Here is an 18,105-nt window from a genome sequence, read left to right on the forward strand (position 1 = left end):
CAGCGCTGTGTCCAGTGCATTCGTCCGGTTCAGTACCTTCGGAAGACGAGCTCTACGCACACACACGGAGTCCGAATCCCATGTTTGAACACCGCCGTCTCACACTGTCGAAACCGCTGTCCGCGGCGGCGGTGGCGGCCGTCATCTGCGCCGTCACCGCCGGCTGCGACGACGCGTCCGGGCCCAACCCGAGCGGAGGCCTCGGAGGCCCTTCCGCGACCTCGTCCACGACGTCGGCGCCGGCCGCGCCCACGACAAGCCGCAGCGGCGATCCGGCTGAGCCCGTGGACTACAGCCACCTGCTGCTCGAGGCGTCCGATCTCAGCGACGACGAAGACACCTTCACCGTCCAGTCGACGAACCCCGCGCCCGGAGGTCTGCCCGGGGCGAGCGCCCTGTTCGTCAATCAGGACGACACCCGCGCGATCTCCAACACGATCGTGGTCTACCCGGACGCCGAGACCGCGACCAAGACGCTGCGCGAGGCCATTCCCAGGCTCGACCAGGTGGTCGCCGACGCGACACCCCGACCGGTCCCGGTCGGCACTGACGGCACCATCGCCGTCGGTCAATCGATCGACCACAGCAAGGCGGTCACGATGCTGCTGTTCACCCAGGGCCCGGCGCTGGTGCGGCTCGAATTCCAAAGCGCGCTCGGCGACGCCACCACCGACGAGTTCGTGGTCAAGATCGGCAAGATGCAGGATGTCGCCCTTCGCGCCGGCCTCACGAAGCGGTAGCGATCACTCCTCGACGCGTTGCAGACCCGTCGAGTAGCGACGCGCCAGCTCCTGGTAGGCGCCGGGGTTGGTGTTCACCCACATCTCCGCGCCGGTTCCGGCGATCGGACCGCGCACCCTGGCCGGTGCTCCGGTCACCAGAACTTCGTCGGGGATCTTCGTGCCACCGATGACGAGCGAGTGCGCCGCGATCAGGGTGCGAGCGCCGATGACCGCCCCGTCGAGCACCGTGCAGTGATTGGCGAGCACCGCCTCCGCGCCGATGTGCGCGCCGTGCACGACGCAGGCGTGCGCGACCGTCGCGCCGGGTCCCACGTCGACGGGGATGCCCGGCGGGGCGTGCAGGACGCAACCGTCCTGCACATTGGCGTCCTCACGCACCACGATCGGGGCGAAGTCGGCCCGCAGCACGGCGTTGAACCACACCGACGCACCCGCCTCGACGTGTACGTCACCCACCAGCGTGGCCGTCGGCGCGATGAACGCGTCCGGATCGATTGTCGGTGCGCGCCCCTCGAAGGAGTACAAAGGCATCGTTTGGTTATACCCCTAGTTGGCGCGCGATGAGCGCTTCATGAGGAGGCGGATTACCTGCACAGATTGCGTGTGGAGCGGACAAAACTGTAACGTGTTCTAGTTAGAGACACAGAACCGGGAGGCCCACCGTGACTACCGACAGCGCGGGAATTCGTGAGATCGACACCGGCACCCTGCCCGACCGGTACGCCCGGGGATGGCACTGCCTGGGCCCGGTGAAGAACTACCTGGACGGCAAGCCGCACGGCATCGAGATCTTCGGCACCATGCTCGTGGTCTTCGCCGACTCGCACGGCGACGTGAAGGTCCTCGACGGCTACTGCCGCCACATGGGTGGCAACCTCGCCCAGGGCACGATCAAGGGCGACGAAGTGGCGTGCCCGTTCCACGACTGGCGCTGGGGCGGTGATGGCAAGTGCAAGCTGGTGCCCTACGCGAAGCGCACCCCTCGGCTGGCCCGCACCCGCGCCTGGGAGACCGACGTTCGCGGCGGGCTGTTGTTCGTCTGGCACGACCACGAAGGCAACCCGCCGCAGCCCGAGGTCCGGATCCCCGAGATCCCGGAGGTCGAGAGCGACGAGTGGACCGACTGGAAGTGGAACTCGATCCTGATCGAGAACGCCAACTGCCGGGAGATCATCGACAACGTCACCGACATGGCGCACTTCTTCTACATCCACTACGGCTTGCCGACGTACTTCAAGAACGTCTTCGAGGGCCACATCGCGTCGCAGTATCTGCACAACGTCGGTCGGCCCGATATCAGCGACATGGGCACCACCTACGGTGAGGCGCACCTCGATTCGGAGGCGTCCTATTTCGGCCCGTCGTTCATGATCAACTGGCTGCACAACAACTACGGCGGCTACAAGGCCGAGTCGATCCTGATCAACTGCCACTATCCGGTCACCCAGAACTCGTTCATGCTGCAGTGGGGCGTCATCGTCGAAAAGCCCAAGGGGCTGGACGAGGAGATGACCGAGAAGCTGGCCAACACGTTCACCGAGGGAGTCAGCAAGGGGTTCCTGCAGGACGTGGAGATCTGGAAGCACAAGACCCGCATCGACAATCCGCTGCTCGTCGAGGAGGACGGCGCGGTTTACCAGATGCGCCGGTGGTATCAGCAGTTCTACGTCGACGTCGCGGACGTCACCCCCGACATGACCGACCGCTTCGAGATCGAGGTCGACACCACGGCGGCGAACGAGAAGTGGCATGTCGAGGTCGAGGAGAACCTCAAGCGCCAGGCCGAAGAGAAAGAGAAGGCTGAACAAACGCAGTCATGAGCCCGCGCGACGAAGCCCCCGACTCTAGTCGGATTGTCGGCCCCGCCGACGTCGGCCGGATTGTCGGCCCCGCCGACGTCGACCGGCTGGCACGGGCGATGTTGCTGCTGCACGGTGGGCATGACGACGACGACCACGGCCACGGCGGTGGCTCGACAGCCGGAACCACCACGAAGGCACCGATTTTCGATGCCGAGCGCACAGCGGCGCTGCGTGAGGCCACCCAACGCGATCGTGAGCGGTATCTGAGGTCGGGCCTGGTATCCGTCGACTGCCGGTTCTGCCACGTGTCGGTGGACGTCAAGAAGTTGGGACCGGCACACACCTCGGTGCAGTGGAACACCGAGGCGTCGCGACGCTGCGCGTACTTCTCCGAGATCCGGGCGTCCGGCGGCGATCCCGCCCGCGAGAAAGCCTGCCCCCGGCTGGCCGACAGCATCAAACACGCTGTGGCCGAAGGATGCCTGGAGGAGAAGTCCTCCGCGCCCCCGCCCGGCGACGGCTAGATCCCCTTTCGCTCGCCGTTCATCCGCGAGAAGACGTAAAGTCGCCCGAAATGCGGCGATTTTGGGCGACTTTCTGTCTGTTCGCGATGAGCGCTGCCGCCTGCACACGGGTCGTCGACGGCCCGCCGCCGACTTCAGAACCGCCGGTCGCGCCGATCACGGCCGGACAGATCGGCGACCTGCTGAGCCCGAAAGTGTCGAAGAGCGACGGCAACCTGTTCGTGTCCGTCGAGCCGGCCGAGTGCGCGGGAGTGGCGCGCGAGGTGGACCCGCCGTTCATCGTCGACCACGATCCCGTGGCGTACGACGGTGGGCACTGGATGACCACGAACAGCGGTCTCGACGTGTACGTCGAAGAGATGATCGGCGTCTATCGAGCAGATTTCGACTCCGGTGAGGCCCTCGCACAAGCGAAGTGGGCGATCGAATCCTGCCACGGAACACCGTTCCGGGTCACCAGCATGGCCGGCCGCGACTATGCCTTCGAGCTCTTGGCACCGGTCGATTCCGGTTCACGCGAGATCGTGCTGTGGTCGTTCAAGGGTGACGACTGGGCATGCGACAGCGCGTTGATCGCCGCACACAACGCCGCGGTCGAGATCTCGACATGCGGGCTCGCCAACGGCTATGACGTGAGCTCACTGGCCGAGGACGCACTCGAGCGCATCAACAAGCTGGCGAACACCACCGCCTGAGCCGAACGGTCAGAGTCCCTTGAATCGCTTCTTGACCTCGTCGTCGGTCAGGCCGTAATCGGCCAGCGAGTACGTGTGTTTGGGTGCCCGCGGCCCCTTCTTGCTCTCCTCGTGCGTCGCGGTCATCGCGTCTCGCGCCTCGTCGGTGAACTCGATCCCGAACGCGCGGTAGATGTCGGCCACTGCGCCGACTGGATCTTTGATCAACGCGAAGTAGTCGAGGTCATAGAACTGCGCCGGATCGTGTTTCGTCCGTTCGGAATTGAACAGCTCCAGCCCTCGCGACCAGGTCTCCAACGAGTCGCGCCCGATCGTCTCGCCGACGAAGGTGCTGGACCATCCCTCGGTGGTGTGTTGGGCCAGCGAGCACATCGACGCCATGATCGTTTCCGGCGGGCGGTGGCACTGGATGACCAGCGCATCGGGATACGTCTTGAAGAGGGCGTCGAGCGCGAAGAGGTGGCTCGGATTCTTCAGGACCCACCGCTTCTCCGGTTCGTTGAGCCCGATCAGCTGAAGGTTCCTGCGGTGGCGCTGATACGGCTTCGTCCAGTCCTGTTCGGCTAACCACCGCGAGTACGTCGGGATATGGGCCAGCGTCTCGTATGACACCGAATGCAGCGACTGGCGCAGCAACTGCCAGCATTCCTCGACCTCGTCGGCGGTCATGTAGTGCAGGCCGGTGTAATCCGGATTCTCCGCGTGCGCCTTGCTGAACTGGGCGTCGAGTTGAGCGAAAACCGGGTTCTCCGACCAGGTTTCGCGAGGCGGCCGGGGCTGCGGGAACTCGGCGAGCCACAACTCCAGCCCTTGGTGTCGGGGGTCGGCGGCCAGTAGCCGGTGGATGGCGGTGGTGCCGGTGCGGGGCAGGCCCGTCACGAAGATCGGCCTGGAGATCGCGACGTCGGCGTGCTGCGGGTACTGCTTCCACGCCGCTTCGGACACCAGTCGCGCGACCAGCGCGTTACGCACGAAGAATCGCTGCATCTTGCTGCCGAACTCGGTGAGATCCGCGTCGCGGCGGTACGACTCGAGCAGCACAGCGAGAGCTTCGCGATAGTTGTCGTCGTCGCTGCCGAAATCGTCGAGGCCGCAGGCCTTGGTGGCCGATGCGTGCAGATCCTCGACGGTGCCGACGTCGGTGCGTGGGCTCACGCCTTGTACTCCCCACAGTTGACATCCAGTGCCTGGCCGGTGATCCCGCTGGACAGGTCGCTGGCCATGAACAGGATCGCCGATGCGACCTCGTCCTCGGTGGGCAGCCTCTTGAGGTCGGACGCGGCGGCGGTCGCCTTGTAGATCTCGTCGACCGTGGTGCCGTACTTGCCCGCCTGGTGGTTGAAGTAGCTTTCCAGCGTTCCGCCCCAGATATAGCCCGGCAGAATGGAATTGACCCGAATTCCCTGCTCACCGAGTTCGGTTGCCAGCGACTGCGACATCGCCAGCAGCGCCGACTTCGCCATTTTGTAGGCACCGTACTTCGCCTGTGAATGACGCACCACCATCGAGTTCACGTTGACGACCGAGCCGTTGGCCTCCGCCAACGCCGGCGTGAAGCCCTGGATCAGGCGAAGCGCACCGAACACGGTCAACTCGATTGCGTCGCGCATGTGCTCGAACGTGGTGTTGGCCAACGGCTTCATCGACGGCACGCGGAACGCGTTGTTGATCAGCACGTCGACCTTGCCGTAAGCCTTCATCGTTTCGTCGACGAGGTTGTTCACCTGCGCATCGTCGGTGATGTCCGTCCCGACCGACAGCGCCCGCCGACCCAGATCGGTGATCTGTTTGGCGACATCCTCCAGCCGCTCGACGGTGCGGGCGGCGAGCACGACGTCCGCACCCTCCTGCGCGCACCGGCGCGCGAGCGTCGTGCCCAAGGCCGGGCCGACGCCGCTGATGACGACGACCTTGTCTTGGAGGAGACCCGACATCAGCCCACCATCCTGTTCTGAATCTGCTGCTGTCGCAATGCGATCCTCGCGCGCCAGTCGTCTTCGGAGATCTTGTTGCTGTCGTAGTACGGCAGCGCGTCGGCGACCTTGTCCACGTCGACGATCTCGACGGTCGGGCCGTCGGCCTCGGTCAGAGCGCGTGACAGGCGCTGCCACCGGAACTGGAGGTATCCCTTGCGATGGCCGAGCGTCTCGCACCAGTTCGTGACGCCGGGGTTGGCGTCGGAGACGACGATACGGATCTTCTCATCCGGATCAGCCTGTGCCTGAGTGCCGTTCAACGATGTCTGGTGGTTGATGTAGTCCAGCGAGATGTACCACAGGCTGCCGAGCTGGAAGCCGAGATACGGGGCGTCGGGCACGGGCAGCGTGATGATCATCGCCTGGTCCGGTGTCAGGTCGAAGTGACCGACCGACGAGTACTGGGTGGCCAGGCCCCCGGGAGTGAGCCGCGGCGCGACCATGGTGTTGACCGGCAGCGTGTCGTAGAACCACTGGGGAAACTGCAGCCAGGTCTTCACGCGCTGGACCAGTTGCTTACCCGCCACCGCGTAGCGCTTCTCGATGAGCTCCTTGGTCAGCGGCGCAGGTGCGGTGCCCGCGGTGTCGGTGCGCGCGATGGCGATGTAGCCCCGCTGCGCGGACCAGTCGTTGTACACCTCGCGGACGACCAATTGCGACGGGCTGGTCGGCGTGAACCGCCACTCGTACGTCCCGTCCTCGGCGATGTCGAGCTCGCGGTCGTCGAATGCCGCCTGGCTCGGTGGCACGTTGTCGTCGGTGTACTCCCCGCCCAGCAGCTGGAAGGCCAGGTCGGTGGTGGTGCCACGTTTACCGGTGACGACGTACTCATGGCCGGGCTGCACCCGGGTCCCGAAGTAGAGGGCGTCCGGGTTGTCGAGGCCCATCTTCGTGAACGGTCCGGTTCCGGACTGCATGAAGGGATGGTCGCGGTCGTAGTCGAACGCCAGGTGAGCGCAGGCGGCTATACATCCGGCCAGATACTGCAGACCCTCGAGCAGGTCCGCCTCCGACTCGATGAACTGCGCAGTGGATACCAGGTGCTCGGCTTCGGCGATCGCGTCGATGAACGGTTGTGAGTACACACTGCGAAACTAGAACGCGTTCTAGCGGTAGTCAATATACGGACCGACTTGGTTCAAATATGGAACGCTCGGTAGCCTTCGACTGTGAGCTCTCCAGAGTCGTCCGGTCGTGCATCGCCGCCGACCGAACGGGTCGTGCGCGTCCTCGACTTTCTGGCGAGTCACCCCGGCCAGCGGTTCGGCGTCTCGGAACTCGCGCGTCGTCTCGGGTTGAGCAAGCCGACGTGCCTCGGCATCGTGACCACACTGTCCGACGCGGGATACCTGGTGCGCGACCCGTCCGACAAGACCTACCGATTGGGACCATCGCTGATCACGCTGGGCCACCGGGCTCAGGAATCGCTGCGCGTGAGCCCCGCCGCCCGCGAGGAACTCCGGAGGCTGTCATCGCGCTTCGGCGTCACGGCGGCCCTGTCGGCCGTGGTCGATGACCGAATCACGTTGTTGGACATCGTGTCTCCGCCCGGCGTGCGACCCGGTGTCGAGATCGGTCAGAGCTACCCGTTCGCACCCCCCGTCGGGCTGATGTTCGTGCTGTGGGACGACGAGGCGGAGCGCAACTGGCTGGCCAAGGAGCCGACGCTGCCCTTGCGGACGGACACCGAGCGGCTGAACCGCGTGATCGCCGAATGCCGCGCGGACGGATATCTGGTCGAACGCCTCACACCAGGTGGCCGGCGGCTCTACGCGTTGATGGCGGGCATGTCGACACAGCTGCCCGACGAGTTGCGAGCGCTGCTCGGCGAGCTGGTGTCCGACATCGGTGAGCGCGTTTACCTGCGTGGCGAGAACGGGTTAGAAGGCAAACGCCGCTCCGCCAGATTCGATATCAGCGTCATCTCGGCACCGGTGTATGACCACTACCAGCGACAAATCATGGTGGCTTCGATGCACATCGGGAAAGCGCTGACCGACAATGAGATACACGAGCGCGCGCGGGCACTGGTAGCCACCGCGGACTCGGTGACTGCACAGCTGGGCGGAACGAAACCCCACGGGGACGGTTAGACCAGCAAACATAGATTTTGGATTCGAGCGTTTTGCCCCATCGTGTCGCGGGTAACTGAACTTTTGTCTGGGGGTCTTCAAGCCGCACCGATCGCTACGTGGTGGGGGCGGTGACGAACAACAAGTCGATGTAGCGCCGCGACCTTCGGCGCCATCACCGAACAAGGAGTTCACTGTGGAGATCAAGAAGTTTGCGGCCACAACAGCAATGGCCGGAGCGCTCGGTTTGTCGGCATTCGCCCTCGGTAGCGGCCTCGCGCAGGCGGATCCGGGCCCGAATGTTCCGGGGCCGAACCCGCCGGGACCGGTCATCTCGAATTGGGCACCTGGGGATCCGCCCGGGCACAACCCGTTCGGTCCGCCGGGACAGGTGAAGCAGCAGACCACCATCGCGGGTGTTCCGAACCCGCTGGAGAACGTCCCTCCGGGCCACTGGGATGATCGGGTGCGCCTCGGCATTCCGGACGTTTGGTTGCCGCCGATCGATCTGCGCCCGGACCTCCCCGACCTCGACACCCCGTTGAAGGTCGAGTGGAACGCCGAGGCGAATGCATTCGGTGTGTTCCTGACGGACGGACGGTTCGTCGCCTATCCGGTGACCCGATAAATCTCTCAACACAACAGCCGCCCTGCGCACCGCAGGGCGGCTGTTCTGTTTGGCTGACTCGCGACTCCGCCAAACACAAGAAAGCACTCACCGCGCCGGCCGAAGCCGACGCGGCGAGCGTGAGGTAACTGTTTAGGCGTCAGTCAACGCGGCCGAGATCGGCGTCGGTGTCACCTCGACACCACACTGGTTCGAGATCTCGGTGACCGGCTGGTTGATCGCCTTCAGCTCGGACTCAACCCGCGGGTTCTCCTCGAAATAAGCGCGGAAGTCCTGCTTGGCCTGGTCCTGCGGCTTCGCGGCGATCTCGGTCAGCGCCTCGTTGGCCTCGGGGTTCGAGGCGAGGTAAGTGCTGGTCGAGGCCGACACCGTGCTCGAGGTGTTGGCGATCGCGCTCACGCTGCAGGTGGTGTCCTGCGTCGGCGCCGGGCCAGGCTGGGCGTTCACGACCGGTGTGACGATCGCGGCGGACCCGAATGCGAGCAAACCGCCTGCAAACATGCCGTACAGGCCGCGTCGAACGGTCGTTGCGGACATCTTCATCGAATCACTCCTTCGGTCTGCGACCCGTTGGCCGCTCCCCGATGCGTAACCGGCGTCGGGGGCGAGCTAAACAAGCCCAGTACAGACGAGGTCTCGGGGGTCGGGGCGGCGCCGGGGTGATCAGCTTGCGCTGGCCAGGGCAAACGGCAGCACGGCCGGTGCGCCTAGCGCTCTGAGCAGCCGGGACGCGATGGTCAGCGTCCATCCGGTGTCGGTCACGTCGTCGACCAGCAACACCGGACCACCCGTGAGACCGGCTGAGTCGGGGGCCTCCCACGCACCCTGTAGTGCGGCGACGCGATACGCCGAGTTCGCCGCGGTCACCGGCCTGCGCTCGGGCGCGTACTGCAACACACCGAGATCGGCGAGACGGCCGAGCCGGGCGAGTTCGCGGGCCAGCGAGGTGATCAACAGCGGATGCCTGTCCGAGTCCAGCGCCATCACCGCGGTCGGGCGGCTCTCCCAATCCCACGTCGCCAGCACCCGCACGGCCGCCTGCACGACGTCGTCGGGCACCTCCGCGTCCGGTTCGTCCAGCAGCCGTCGCAGCCGCGCGCCCCAACCTAGATCGGTCAGCCGGCCGATGGTCCGGCCGGGTTCCGGACCATCGGCGATCTTGCCCTTGAGATCCAACCCGAGGGCACCCAGCCCGGTCGGCCACTGCTTGCGCGGCGTGATTTCGACGCCGGGCCGCATCAGCCGGGCTCGGGTGTCCTCCACGGCAGCGGCGTCGACGACGGGCTCGTAACGCGCCCCCGTGCAGTTGTCGCAGCGGCCGCAACGCTCGCCCTCGGTGAGCTCGGGGTCGTCCAGTTGGGCGCGCAGAAACGCCATGCGGCAGCGGTCGGTCTCCTGATAATCGAGCATCGCCTGCTGCTCACGCTTGCGCGCTTCGTCGAGCTTGCGATAGCGCGCCTCGTCGTAGACCCACTCCTGACCCGTTCCGACCCAGCCGCCCCTGACCCGGCGCACCGCACCGTCGACGTCGAGCACCTTGAGCACCATCTCCAGCCGCGTGCGATTCAGATCGACGAGCGGCTCCAAAGCGGCCGTCGATTGCGGACGGTCCGGCTCCAGCGCTCGAATCACGTTGCGCACCATCGCTTCCGATGGGAACGCCACCGAAGAGAAGTACCGCCAGACGTCTTGGTCCTCGCGGCCGGGCAGCAGGATCACCTCGGCGCTGGCCGTCGACCGGCCCGCGCGGCCGACCTGCTGGTAGTAGGCGATCGGCGATGAGGGTGCGCCGAGATGTACGACGAAACCCAGGTCGGGCTTGTCGAAACCCATGCCGAGTGCCGACGTGGCGATCAGGGCCTTCACTCGGTTGGCCAGCAGGTCGGCCTCGAGTTGTTCGCGTTCGGCGGCCTCGGTCGAACCCGTGTAGGCCGCGACCGGATGGTCCTGCTCACGCAGCAACGCGGCGATGTCGTGGGCCTGCGCGACGGTCAGCGTGTACACGATTCCCGAACCAGGTAGCGAATTCAGATGTGCCGCAAGCCAAGCCGCGCGTTGGGCGGGGTTGCCGGCCTTGACCACCGAGAGCCTCAGCGATTCGCGGTCCAGCCCGCCGCGCAGCACCAGGGTGTCGCCGCCACCGACACCCAACTGCGCCGCGACGTCGTCAACCACGCGGTCGTTGGCGGTCGCGGTCGTCGCGAGCACCGGGATGTCGGCGCCCAGTTCGGCGATCAGTGTACGGATCCGGCGGTAATCGGGCCGAAAGTCGTGCCCCCAATCGGATACGCAGTGCGCCTCGTCGACCACCACCAATCCGGCGTCGTGCGCCAGCGCGGGCAGCACCGCATCGCGAAAGTCGGGATTGTTCAGGCGTTCCGGGCTGACGAGCAGCACGTCGAGTTCGCCGCTGCGTACTCGTGCGTGGATGTCGTCCCACTCGGCGACATTGCTGGAGTTGATGGTCGCGGCGTGCACACCGGCCCGGTCCGCGGCGGCCACCTGATTTCGCATGAGCGCCAACAGCGGTGAGACGATCACCGTCGGGCCGTGCCCGTCGGTGCGCAGCAGTTTGGCGGCGATGAAGTAGACCGCGGACTTACCCCACCCGGTGCGCTGCACGACCAGTGCGCGCCGACGGTGTACCACCAAAGCCTCGATCGCGGCCCACTGGTCGTCGCGCAGCACCGCCTGCGGCCCGGCCAACTGTTCGAGGATCGCCTGGGCGTCGTCGCGCGTCGTCATCCAATCAACGCCGAACGTGGGCTATTTGGCGGCGGCCGCCTCTTGTTCGCGCTTGATCTCCAGCGCGATGTCGATGAGTTGGTCCTCCTGACCGCCGATGAGCTTGCGCTGACCAGCGCGGTGCAATAGCTGGTGCGCGGGCACGCCGTAGCGCTCGGACTGCCGGATCGCGTGCTTGAGGAAGCTGGAGTACACCCCCGAGTAGCCCATGATCAGCGCGTTGCGGTCCAGCAGGCATTCGGCGGGCATCGCCGGCGCGACGACCTCTTCGGCCGCGTCGGCGATGTCGAAGAAGTCGATGCCGGTCTTGACGCCGATCTTGTCGAACACGCCGATCAGCGCCTCGACCGGTGCGTTGCCCGCGCCCGCGCCGAACCGGCGGCAGGAGCCGTCGATCTGCTTGGCGCCCGCGCGCACCGCCTCGATCGAGTTGGCCACGCCGAGCCCGAGGTTCTCGTGGCCGTGGAAGCCGACTTGAGCGTCCGATCCCAATTCCGCGACGAGCGCCGCGACCCGGTCGCGGACGCCCTCGAGCACCAATGCGCCCGCGGAGTCGACGACGTAGACGCACTGACAGCCGGCGTCGGCCATGATGCGCGCCTGCTTCGCGAGCTTCTCCGGCGGAATCGTGTGGCTCATCATCAGGAAGCCAACGGTTTCCAGGCCCAGTTCGCGGGCCAGCCCGAAGTGCTGGATCGACACGTCGGCCTCGGTGCAGTGGGTCGCGATGCGGCAGATCGACCCGCCGTTGTTCTGCGCTTCCTTGATGTCCTCCTTGGTGCCGACGCCGGGCAGCATCAGGAAGGCGATCTTGGACTCCTTGGCCGTTTCGGCGGCCAGCTTGATCAGTTCCTGCTCCGGTGTCTTGGAGAAGCCGTAGTTGAAGCTCGACCCGCCCAGACCGTCGCCGTGGGTCACCTCGATGACCGGAACGCCGGCGGCATCGAGCGCCGCGACGATCGCGTGCACTTCCTCTTTGGTGAACTGGTGACGTTTGTGGTGGCTGCCGTCGCGAAGCGAGGTGTCCGTCATCCGGACGTCCCAGATCGGATTGAAGTAGATCTCGTCGGTGACGCTCATGCTTGGCCTCCCTTTGATGAGGCGAGGGATGCCCCGGCCTTTTCCTTGGCAATCTCCTCGCCCACCTTGGCCGCCGCCGCGGTCATGATGTCCAGATTTCCAGCGTAGGGCGGCAGGTAGTCGCCCGCACCCTCCACTTCGATGAACGTGGTGACGACGTGGTTGCCGCCGTTGACAACCGACGGCTCGTCGAACTGCGGGTCGTTGAGCAACCGGTAGCCGGGCACGTAGGTCTGCACCTCAGCGACCACATCCTTGATGGACTGGGTGATCGCGTCGTGGTCGGCATCCTCGGGAATCGCGCAGAAGATGGTGTCGCGCATGATCATCGGCGGCTCGGCCGGGTTGAGGATGATGATCGCCTTACCTCGCGCGGCGCCGCCGATCACCTCGACGCCCTTGCTGGTGGTCTTGGTGAATTCGTCGATGTTGGCTCGGGTCCCCGGACCGGCCGAGGCCGACGACACCGACGCCACGATCTCGGCGTAGGGCACCTCCACCGCACGGCTGACCGCGTACACGATCGGGATGGTCGCCTGCCCGCCACAGGTGACCATGTTGACGTTGGGCGCGTCGAGGTGCTCGCGCAAGTTGGCCGGCGGGATCACGCCGGGTCCGATGGCCGCGGGCGTCAGGTCGATCGCGCGAATACCGGCCTCGGCGTACTTCGGCGCCGCGTCACGGTGCACGTACGCACTGGTGGCCTCGAAGACCATATCGGGCTTCTCATTCTGCGCCAGCAGCCAGTCGACACCTTCGTGTGAGGTCTCCAGCCCGAGCTTGCGGGCGCGGGCGAGGCCCTCGCTCTCGGGGTCGATGCCGATCATCCACCTCGGCTCCAACCACTCCGACCGAAGCAATTTGTACAGCAGATCGGTGCTGATGTTGCCCGATCCGACGATTGCGACGCTTGTTTTAGGCATAACGCTCCTATTCGAAACTCAGGTGTACCGAGCCCAGCCCGGCGAAGTCTGCGACGTAATCGGCGCCGGGAGTGGCGTCGAACGCCTTGGTGCACGAGCCAGGCAACACGATGTCACCCGCTTTGAGGCGGACACCGAAGCTGTCGACCTTGCGCGCCAGCCACGCCACCGCGGTCACCGGGTTACCCAGCACCGCGTCGCTGCGGCCCTTCGCCACCACCTCGCCGTTGCGGGTCAGCACCGCGTCGATCGCGGTGATGTCGATGTCCTTCGGCGACACGCGGTTCTCGCCGAGCACCCAGCCCGCCGAGGACGCGTTGTCGGCGATGGTGTCGCAGAGTTTGATCTTCCAGTCGGTGATGCGGGTGTCGATCAACTCGATCGCGGGTGCGAACGCGGCCGTCGCTGCCAGAACGTCGTCCTCCGTGCATCCGGCGCCGGGCAGATCGTCGGCCAGGATGAATCCAACCTCCACCTCGACGCGGGGATAGAGGTAGTCGGCGGATTTGACGGGGGTGTCCTCGTGGACGGCCATGTCATCGAGCAGGTGCCCGTAATCGGGTTCGTCGACGTTCATCATCTGCTGCATGGCCTTCGACGACAGCCCGACTTTGTGGCCGATGACCTTGGCGCCTTCGGCGACGCGCTGCCGGATGTTGATCAGCTGGATCTCATAGGCATCCACCACGTCGATGTCGGAATGACCATCGGTCAGCGGCGGGATGGGAACCTTGCTGCGCTCGGCTTGGGCGAGATCGGCGGCGAGCTTCTGCCGCACCTGATCACTGAGCATCCTTATGAAGTCCCCTTGTCCTGTTGACCGGCGCGGTTGTGGGTCGGCCGGGCAATTCTATAACGTGTTCTACATGACTGGTCAGGAGTACGACGTCATTGTGGTGGGCAGCGGCGCAGCCGGTATGGTCGCCGCGCTCACCGCGGCCCACCAGGGACTTTCCACATTAGTCGTCGAGAAGGCTCCGCACTACGGTGGTTCCACTGCGCGGTCAGGTGGTGGCGTCTGGATTCCGAACAACGAGGTACTCAAGCGCGACGGCGTCAAAGACACTCCCGAAGCCGCCCGTGCCTACCTGCACAACATCATCGGCGACGTCGTACCCGCCGAGAAGATCGACACCTACCTCGAGCGCGGTCCGGAGATGCTGTCCTTCGTGCTCGAGCACTCACCGCTCAAGCTGTGCTGGGTGCCGGGCTACTCCGACTACTACCCCGAGACACCGGGCGGCAAGCCGACGGGACGCTCGGTCGAACCCAAGCCGTTCGACGCGAAGAAGCTCGGGCCGGATCTCCCGGGCCTGGAGCCCCCCTACGGCAAGGTTCCGCTGAACGTTGTTGTCATGCAGCAGGATTACGTGCGGCTAAATCAGCTCAAGCGTCACCCGCGCGGTGTACTGCGCAGCCTCAAGGTGGGCGCTCGCACGATGTGGGCCAAGGCCACCGGAAAGAATCTGGTCGGCATGGGCCGCGCGTTGATCGCGCCGTTGCGGATCGGGCTCCGCGAAGCCGGGGTGCCCGTGCGGCTGAACACGGCGTTGACAGATCTCTACGTCGAAGACGGCGTCGTGCGCGGGATATACGTACGTGACACCAGCGCACCGGAATCCGGTGAGCAAGAACTGATCCGGGCCCGTCGCGGCGTCATCCTCGGCTCGGGCGGCTTCGAGCACAACGAGCAGATGCGGGTGAAGTATCAGCGCGCCCCCATCACCACCGAGTGGACGGTCGGCGCCAAAGCCAACACAGGCGACGGCATCCTCGCCGCCGAGAAACTCGGCGCCGCACTCGATGTCATGGAGGACGCGTGGTGGGGCCCGACCGTGCCGCTGGTCGGCGCACCGTGGTTCGCGCTGTCGGAACGCAACTCTCCGGGTTCGATCATCGTCAACATGGCGGGCAAGCGGTTCATGAACGAGTCGATGCCCTACGTCGAGGCCTGCCACCACATGTACGGCGGCCAGTACGGGCAGGGGCCCGGACCCGGTGAAAACATTCCGGCGTGGCTGGTGTTCGACCAGCAGTACCGCGACCGCTACATCTTCGCCGGACTGCAACCGGGACAGCGGATTCCGACGAAATGGCTGGAGTCGGGTGTGATCGTCACGGCGAACACGCTCGAGGAGCTGGCCGAAAAGACCGGACTGCCGGTGGATGCGTTCAAGGCCACGGTCGAGCGGTTCAACGGGTTCGCGCGCTCCGGCGTCGACGAGGACTTCAAGCGCGGGCAGAGCGCTTACGACCGCTACTACGGCGATCCGACCAACAAGCCCAATCCGAACCTCGGCGAGATCACCCACCCGCCTTACTACGCGGCCAAAATGGTGCCCGGCGATCTGGGCACCAAGGGCGGCGTCGTCACCGACGTGCATGGTCGCGCCCTGCGCGACGACGGGTCGGTGATCGAGGGCCTCTATGCTGCGGGCAATGTCAGCGCGCCAGTCATGGGACACACCTACCCCGGCCCGGGCGGGACCATCGGCCCGGCGATGACGTTCGGTTACCTTGCAGCACTCAACATCGCCGGAAAGGGTTAACGCATGCCCATCAACCTCGACGAGGCGCTCGGCGCCGAGCTTCCCGCGGCCGAGTTCTCCTGGACCAGCAGCGATATCCAGCTCTACCACCTCGGCCTGGGCGCCGGCGGCGACCCGATGGACAAGCGCGAGCTGCGGTACTTGACCGACGGCACTCCGCAGGTGTTGCCGACTTTCGGCAATGTCGCGCAGAGCTTTCACTTGACGGAACCGCCGACGGTGAAGTTCCCGGGCATAGACATCGAGCTGTCGAAGGTGCTGCACGCCAGCGAAGCGGTGTCTGTTCCCGGTCCGATCCCGCCGGCCGGCACCGGCATCGCCGTCACGCGGTTCACCGACATCTGGGACAAGGGCAAGGCCGCAGTCATCTGGTCGGAGACGACGGTGACGGCGCCCGACGGCACGCCGTTGTGGACCCAGCGACGCTCGATCTTCGCGCGCGGAGAAGGCGGCTTCGGCGGCCAGCGGGGACCATCGACGTCCTCGGAGCCTCCACAGCGCGCGCCTGACTTCGAGATCGCGATCCCCACATCGCCCCAGCAGGCGCTGTTGTACCGGATGTGCGGCGACCGCAATCCGCTGCACTCCGATCCTGACTTCGCGGCGGCGGCCGGGTTCCCGCGTCCGATCCTGCACGGGTTGTGCACCTACGGTATGACGTGCAAGGCGATGGTCGACACTCTGCTCGACGGCGATACCGCGCGGGTGAGAAGTTACGGTGCCCGCTTCGCTGGTGTGGTGTTTCCGGGCGAGACGCTCAAGGCCAGCGTCTGGAAGGAGGGCGACGGCTTCGTCGCGGCGGTGACTGCACCGGAGCGCGACGACGCAGTGGCACTCGCCGGCGTGGAGTTGATCCCTGCGTAGAAGGGCTCGCGAGGGGATCGTCCACCGGGGCGCAATTACCGTAGACCTCCCACCAATCGGTATTGCAGATCCTGTACGAACGGGTGGTCGACCACCGGGATGTCCGCCCGCGCCGATGCCACCACAGCACCGTCGCGTGTCATGGTCACGGTGAAGGGTCCCAATTGCAGTGGTGCCACGCATATTCCGCGGCCACCGCCGACAGAGCATGACGTCAGATGGTCGCCGGCGGCGATCTCGATTCGGGCTCCAGCGGTGGCAAAACTGACCACTTCGATGGCATCCCGCGGTTCAACAGAGTCGGGGGCCGGACGCATCAGAAGCGTTTGGGGATATGCTGGAAGAGCTGCGGCGGGTTGAGTGCGGTACGAAACATATATGGCATCACGGGTGATTCTCGGAATCCCACCCCACTTGAACATCGCGATGTCATAGGCGTTGAGGTCGAGCATCCTCCATCCGTGTGCGACCGATGGAGCCATCGCCGTCGACTCCGCATAGTCGTTCCAGGTGATCAGCTGAACCCATTCGGCCTCCTCCTCGATCGCAAGCTGCCACGCCATTCGATTGGTCGTTCCGTTCACCGACTCTTCGAAGACGCCACCGCGCGGTCTGGTGTCCTGAAACGGAACGGACTGCATCCAGATCTTTCCTCGATCGTGCGCTTGGTCGATCAGGTCGGCCGGCGAACCGGGCGCATGGTTTGACAGGCCCATCCCGCGAGGATTCCTCCCGCCCCAGGCGGACAACCCATACGAGATCGACTCGTAATCGGTCATGTTCGAGACATCGACGAACACAGGAACGAACGCGACCTTGGTATGCAATCTTGCAGTCAGTGCTGCCAGCACCGTAGCCCACCACTCCGGGCTACGGCGCTCTGCAGCGAACGCGCTGAGCACCGGAGTGCCGTCCGCAAGGCGGTATGCCGCTGGCGCAGCCAGATATGCGGAGATGTCTGCGACGAAATCCTCAACAGCAAGGTCTAAGAGGGGACCCGATATGTCTGCGGTGATGAGAATCTTGAAATTGGCGCTACGGGCGGCGGCCGTGAGGAGATTGTCCACGACGTCAGACTGTGCTCGTGGTTTGATGACGTCAATTGCGAAGCCGTCTATTCCGACCGACTTGGCCTGGGCTATTTCGGTCGCGAAATCGACCAGCTGCCAATCAGACTGATCGAGATGCGCGCGCGGCAGCGGTCGATCCCTGAGCAATCCGCCATAGCTGGAGTGGATTCCCCCTTCGCCTTCCGGCGAGAGATACTCGCGTTGATAGTAGTCGGCAGTCCCATCAGCGTTTTCAATCGATATGGGGAAGTTCGGCACATAGTGTGCGAATACTGCGCGAGGTGACGGGCCGACGGGTAGATCGAAGGGCAAATAAGGGGTGACCGCCCTTTCGGTACTCGTCGTCTCCATTTGGGAGTTGGAGTGGGTGGGATACAGGCTGGCGGCCACGCACACAGTAACGAGCGCGAGGACCGCAACGGCCCGAACGATCA

Annotated in this window: 18 protein-coding genes; 8 read left to right on the forward strand and 10 right to left on the reverse strand. The window is 65.3% G+C overall.

What is annotated here, in order from left to right; translation table 11 throughout:
- The first annotated feature begins 80 nt into the window (after positions 1-80).
- Positions 81-740 (forward strand): hypothetical protein, encoded by a 660-nt coding sequence (locus A5752_RS08745; RefSeq protein ID WP_067084324.1) that lies wholly within the window; start codon positions 81-83, stop codon positions 738-740.
- 3 nt (positions 741-743) lie between these two features.
- Here the strand turns inward: A5752_RS08745 and A5752_RS08750 are convergent, their stop codons facing one another.
- Positions 744-1,274 carry a gamma carbonic anhydrase family protein gene (locus A5752_RS08750; protein WP_067084326.1) on the reverse strand — a complete coding sequence of 177 codons (531 nt, stop codon included), beginning with the start codon at positions 1,272-1,274 and terminating at the stop codon, positions 744-746.
- A 131-nt stretch (positions 1,275-1,405) separates the two neighbouring features.
- Between A5752_RS08750 and A5752_RS08755 the strand changes: the two genes are divergently transcribed.
- The 3 genes from A5752_RS08755 (at position 1,406) to A5752_RS08765 (ending at position 3,764) form a co-directional block, all read left to right on the forward strand.
- Positions 1,406-2,563 (forward strand): 3-ketosteroid-9-alpha-monooxygenase, oxygenase component, encoded by a 1,158-nt coding sequence (locus A5752_RS08755; protein ID WP_067084328.1) that lies wholly within the window; start codon positions 1,406-1,408, stop codon positions 2,561-2,563.
- Complete coding sequence (locus tag A5752_RS08760; RefSeq protein WP_502686704.1) at positions 2,560-3,069, forward strand: hypothetical protein; 510 nt, start codon at positions 2,560-2,562, stop codon at positions 3,067-3,069. The genes A5752_RS08755 and A5752_RS08760 overlap by 4 nt, the downstream gene beginning before the upstream one ends.
- 86 nt (positions 3,070-3,155) lie before the next feature.
- Positions 3,156-3,764, forward strand: a complete 609-nt coding sequence (locus A5752_RS08765; protein WP_231983363.1) for a sensor domain-containing protein — start codon at positions 3,156-3,158, stop codon at positions 3,762-3,764.
- A 9-nt stretch (positions 3,765-3,773) separates the two neighbouring features.
- Here A5752_RS08765 and A5752_RS08770 read toward each other — a convergent pair whose 3' ends face one another.
- Genes A5752_RS08770 through A5752_RS08780 form a run of 3 tightly spaced genes read right to left on the reverse strand, consistent with a single transcriptional unit; the run spans position 3,774 to position 6,825 of the window.
- On the reverse strand, positions 3,774-4,919 hold the full coding sequence (locus A5752_RS08770; RefSeq protein WP_067084331.1) for a sulfotransferase family protein: 1,146 nt from the start codon (positions 4,917-4,919) through the stop codon (positions 3,774-3,776).
- Complete coding sequence (locus A5752_RS08775) at positions 4,916-5,698, reverse strand: SDR family oxidoreductase (RefSeq protein WP_067084333.1); 783 nt, start codon at positions 5,696-5,698, stop codon at positions 4,916-4,918. The genes A5752_RS08770 and A5752_RS08775 overlap by 4 nt, the downstream gene beginning before the upstream one ends.
- Positions 5,698-6,825 (reverse strand): hypothetical protein, encoded by a 1,128-nt coding sequence (locus A5752_RS08780; RefSeq protein ID WP_067084336.1) that lies wholly within the window; start codon positions 6,823-6,825, stop codon positions 5,698-5,700. The genes A5752_RS08775 and A5752_RS08780 overlap by 1 nt, the downstream gene beginning before the upstream one ends.
- A gap of 84 nt (positions 6,826-6,909) precedes the next feature.
- Here A5752_RS08780 and A5752_RS08785 point away from each other — a divergent pair, with 84 nt between their 5' ends.
- Both A5752_RS08785 and A5752_RS08790 read left to right on the forward strand, forming a co-directional pair.
- Complete coding sequence (locus A5752_RS08785; protein ID WP_067084339.1) at positions 6,910-7,833, forward strand: IclR family transcriptional regulator; 924 nt, start codon at positions 6,910-6,912, stop codon at positions 7,831-7,833.
- Between the two features lie 175 nt (positions 7,834-8,008).
- On the forward strand, positions 8,009-8,440 hold the full coding sequence (locus A5752_RS08790; protein WP_067084341.1) for a hypothetical protein: 432 nt from the start codon (positions 8,009-8,011) through the stop codon (positions 8,438-8,440).
- A gap of 132 nt (positions 8,441-8,572) precedes the next feature.
- On the opposite strand, the gene A5752_RS08795 is transcribed toward A5752_RS08790, so the two are convergent.
- From A5752_RS08795 to A5752_RS08815, 5 genes are all read right to left on the reverse strand, one after another.
- Entirely contained in the window at positions 8,573-8,983 is a 411-nt protein-coding gene (locus A5752_RS08795; protein WP_067084343.1) for a hemophore-related protein, read from the reverse strand.
- Between the two features lie 120 nt (positions 8,984-9,103).
- Positions 9,104-11,185 carry a RecQ family ATP-dependent DNA helicase gene (locus A5752_RS08800; RefSeq protein ID WP_067084345.1) on the reverse strand — a complete coding sequence of 694 codons (2,082 nt, stop codon included), beginning with the start codon at positions 11,183-11,185 and terminating at the stop codon, positions 9,104-9,106.
- Positions 11,186-11,206: 21 nt separating this feature from the next.
- Entirely contained in the window at positions 11,207-12,265 is a 1,059-nt protein-coding gene (dmpG, locus tag A5752_RS08805; protein ID WP_067084347.1) for a 4-hydroxy-2-oxovalerate aldolase, read from the reverse strand.
- Positions 12,262-13,188 (reverse strand): acetaldehyde dehydrogenase (acetylating), encoded by a 927-nt coding sequence (locus A5752_RS08810; RefSeq protein WP_067084349.1) that lies wholly within the window; start codon positions 13,186-13,188, stop codon positions 12,262-12,264. Before A5752_RS08810 ends, dmpG begins: the two co-directional genes overlap by 4 nt.
- 7 nt (positions 13,189-13,195) lie before the next feature.
- On the reverse strand, positions 13,196-13,981 hold the full coding sequence (locus A5752_RS08815; RefSeq protein WP_067084350.1) for a 2-keto-4-pentenoate hydratase: 786 nt from the start codon (positions 13,979-13,981) through the stop codon (positions 13,196-13,198).
- A gap of 73 nt (positions 13,982-14,054) precedes the next feature.
- Between A5752_RS08815 and kstD the strand changes: the two genes are divergently transcribed.
- Together kstD and chsH3 are read left to right on the forward strand one after the other, a co-directional pair.
- Positions 14,055-15,737, forward strand: a complete 1,683-nt coding sequence (kstD, locus tag A5752_RS08820) for a 3-oxosteroid 1-dehydrogenase (protein WP_067084495.1) — start codon at positions 14,055-14,057, stop codon at positions 15,735-15,737.
- 3 nt (positions 15,738-15,740) lie between these two features.
- Complete coding sequence (chsH3, locus tag A5752_RS08825; protein ID WP_067084352.1) at positions 15,741-16,601, forward strand: enoyl-CoA hydratase ChsH3; 861 nt, start codon at positions 15,741-15,743, stop codon at positions 16,599-16,601.
- Between the two features lie 35 nt (positions 16,602-16,636).
- Here chsH3 and A5752_RS27065 read toward each other — a convergent pair whose 3' ends face one another.
- Positions 16,637-18,061, reverse strand: a complete 1,425-nt coding sequence (locus A5752_RS27065) for a glycoside hydrolase family 71 protein (protein WP_197500578.1) — start codon at positions 18,059-18,061, stop codon at positions 16,637-16,639.
- Positions 18,062-18,105 lie beyond the last annotated feature (44 nt).

The sequence above is a fragment of the Mycobacterium sp. 852002-51961_SCH5331710 genome (assembly GCF_001665535.1).
Classification (GTDB): Bacteria; Actinomycetota; Actinomycetes; order Mycobacteriales; family Mycobacteriaceae; genus Mycobacterium.

Bases quoted from the DNA above. Each gene is read 5' to 3' on its own strand.
- A5752_RS08800 (WP_067084345.1), bottom strand. From the start codon at position 11,185: ATGACGACGCGCGACGACGCCCAGGCGATCCTCGAACAGTTGGCCGGG.
- A5752_RS08815 (WP_067084350.1), bottom strand. From the start codon at position 13,981: ATGCTCAGTGATCAGGTGCGGCAGAAGCTCGCCGCCGATCTCGCCCAA.
- A5752_RS08795 (WP_067084343.1), bottom strand. From the start codon at position 8,983: ATGAAGATGTCCGCAACGACCGTTCGACGCGGCCTGTACGGCATGTTT.
- A5752_RS08750 (WP_067084326.1), bottom strand. From the start codon at position 1,274: ATGCCTTTGTACTCCTTCGAGGGGCGCGCACCGACAATCGATCCGGAC.
- A5752_RS08765 (WP_231983363.1), top strand. From the start codon at position 3,156: ATGAGCGCTGCCGCCTGCACACGGGTCGTCGACGGCCCGCCGCCGACT.
- dmpG (WP_067084347.1), bottom strand. From the start codon at position 12,265: ATGAGCGTCACCGACGAGATCTACTTCAATCCGATCTGGGACGTCCGG.
- A5752_RS08760 (WP_502686704.1), top strand. From the start codon at position 2,560: ATGAGCCCGCGCGACGAAGCCCCCGACTCTAGTCGGATTGTCGGCCCC.
- A5752_RS08745 (WP_067084324.1), top strand. From the start codon at position 81: ATGTTTGAACACCGCCGTCTCACACTGTCGAAACCGCTGTCCGCGGCG.
- kstD (WP_067084495.1), top strand. From the start codon at position 14,055: ATGACTGGTCAGGAGTACGACGTCATTGTGGTGGGCAGCGGCGCAGCC.
- chsH3 (WP_067084352.1), top strand. From the start codon at position 15,741: ATGCCCATCAACCTCGACGAGGCGCTCGGCGCCGAGCTTCCCGCGGCC.
- A5752_RS08775 (WP_067084333.1), bottom strand. From the start codon at position 5,698: ATGTCGGGTCTCCTCCAAGACAAGGTCGTCGTCATCAGCGGCGTCGGC.
- A5752_RS08810 (WP_067084349.1), bottom strand. From the start codon at position 13,188: ATGCCTAAAACAAGCGTCGCAATCGTCGGATCGGGCAACATCAGCACC.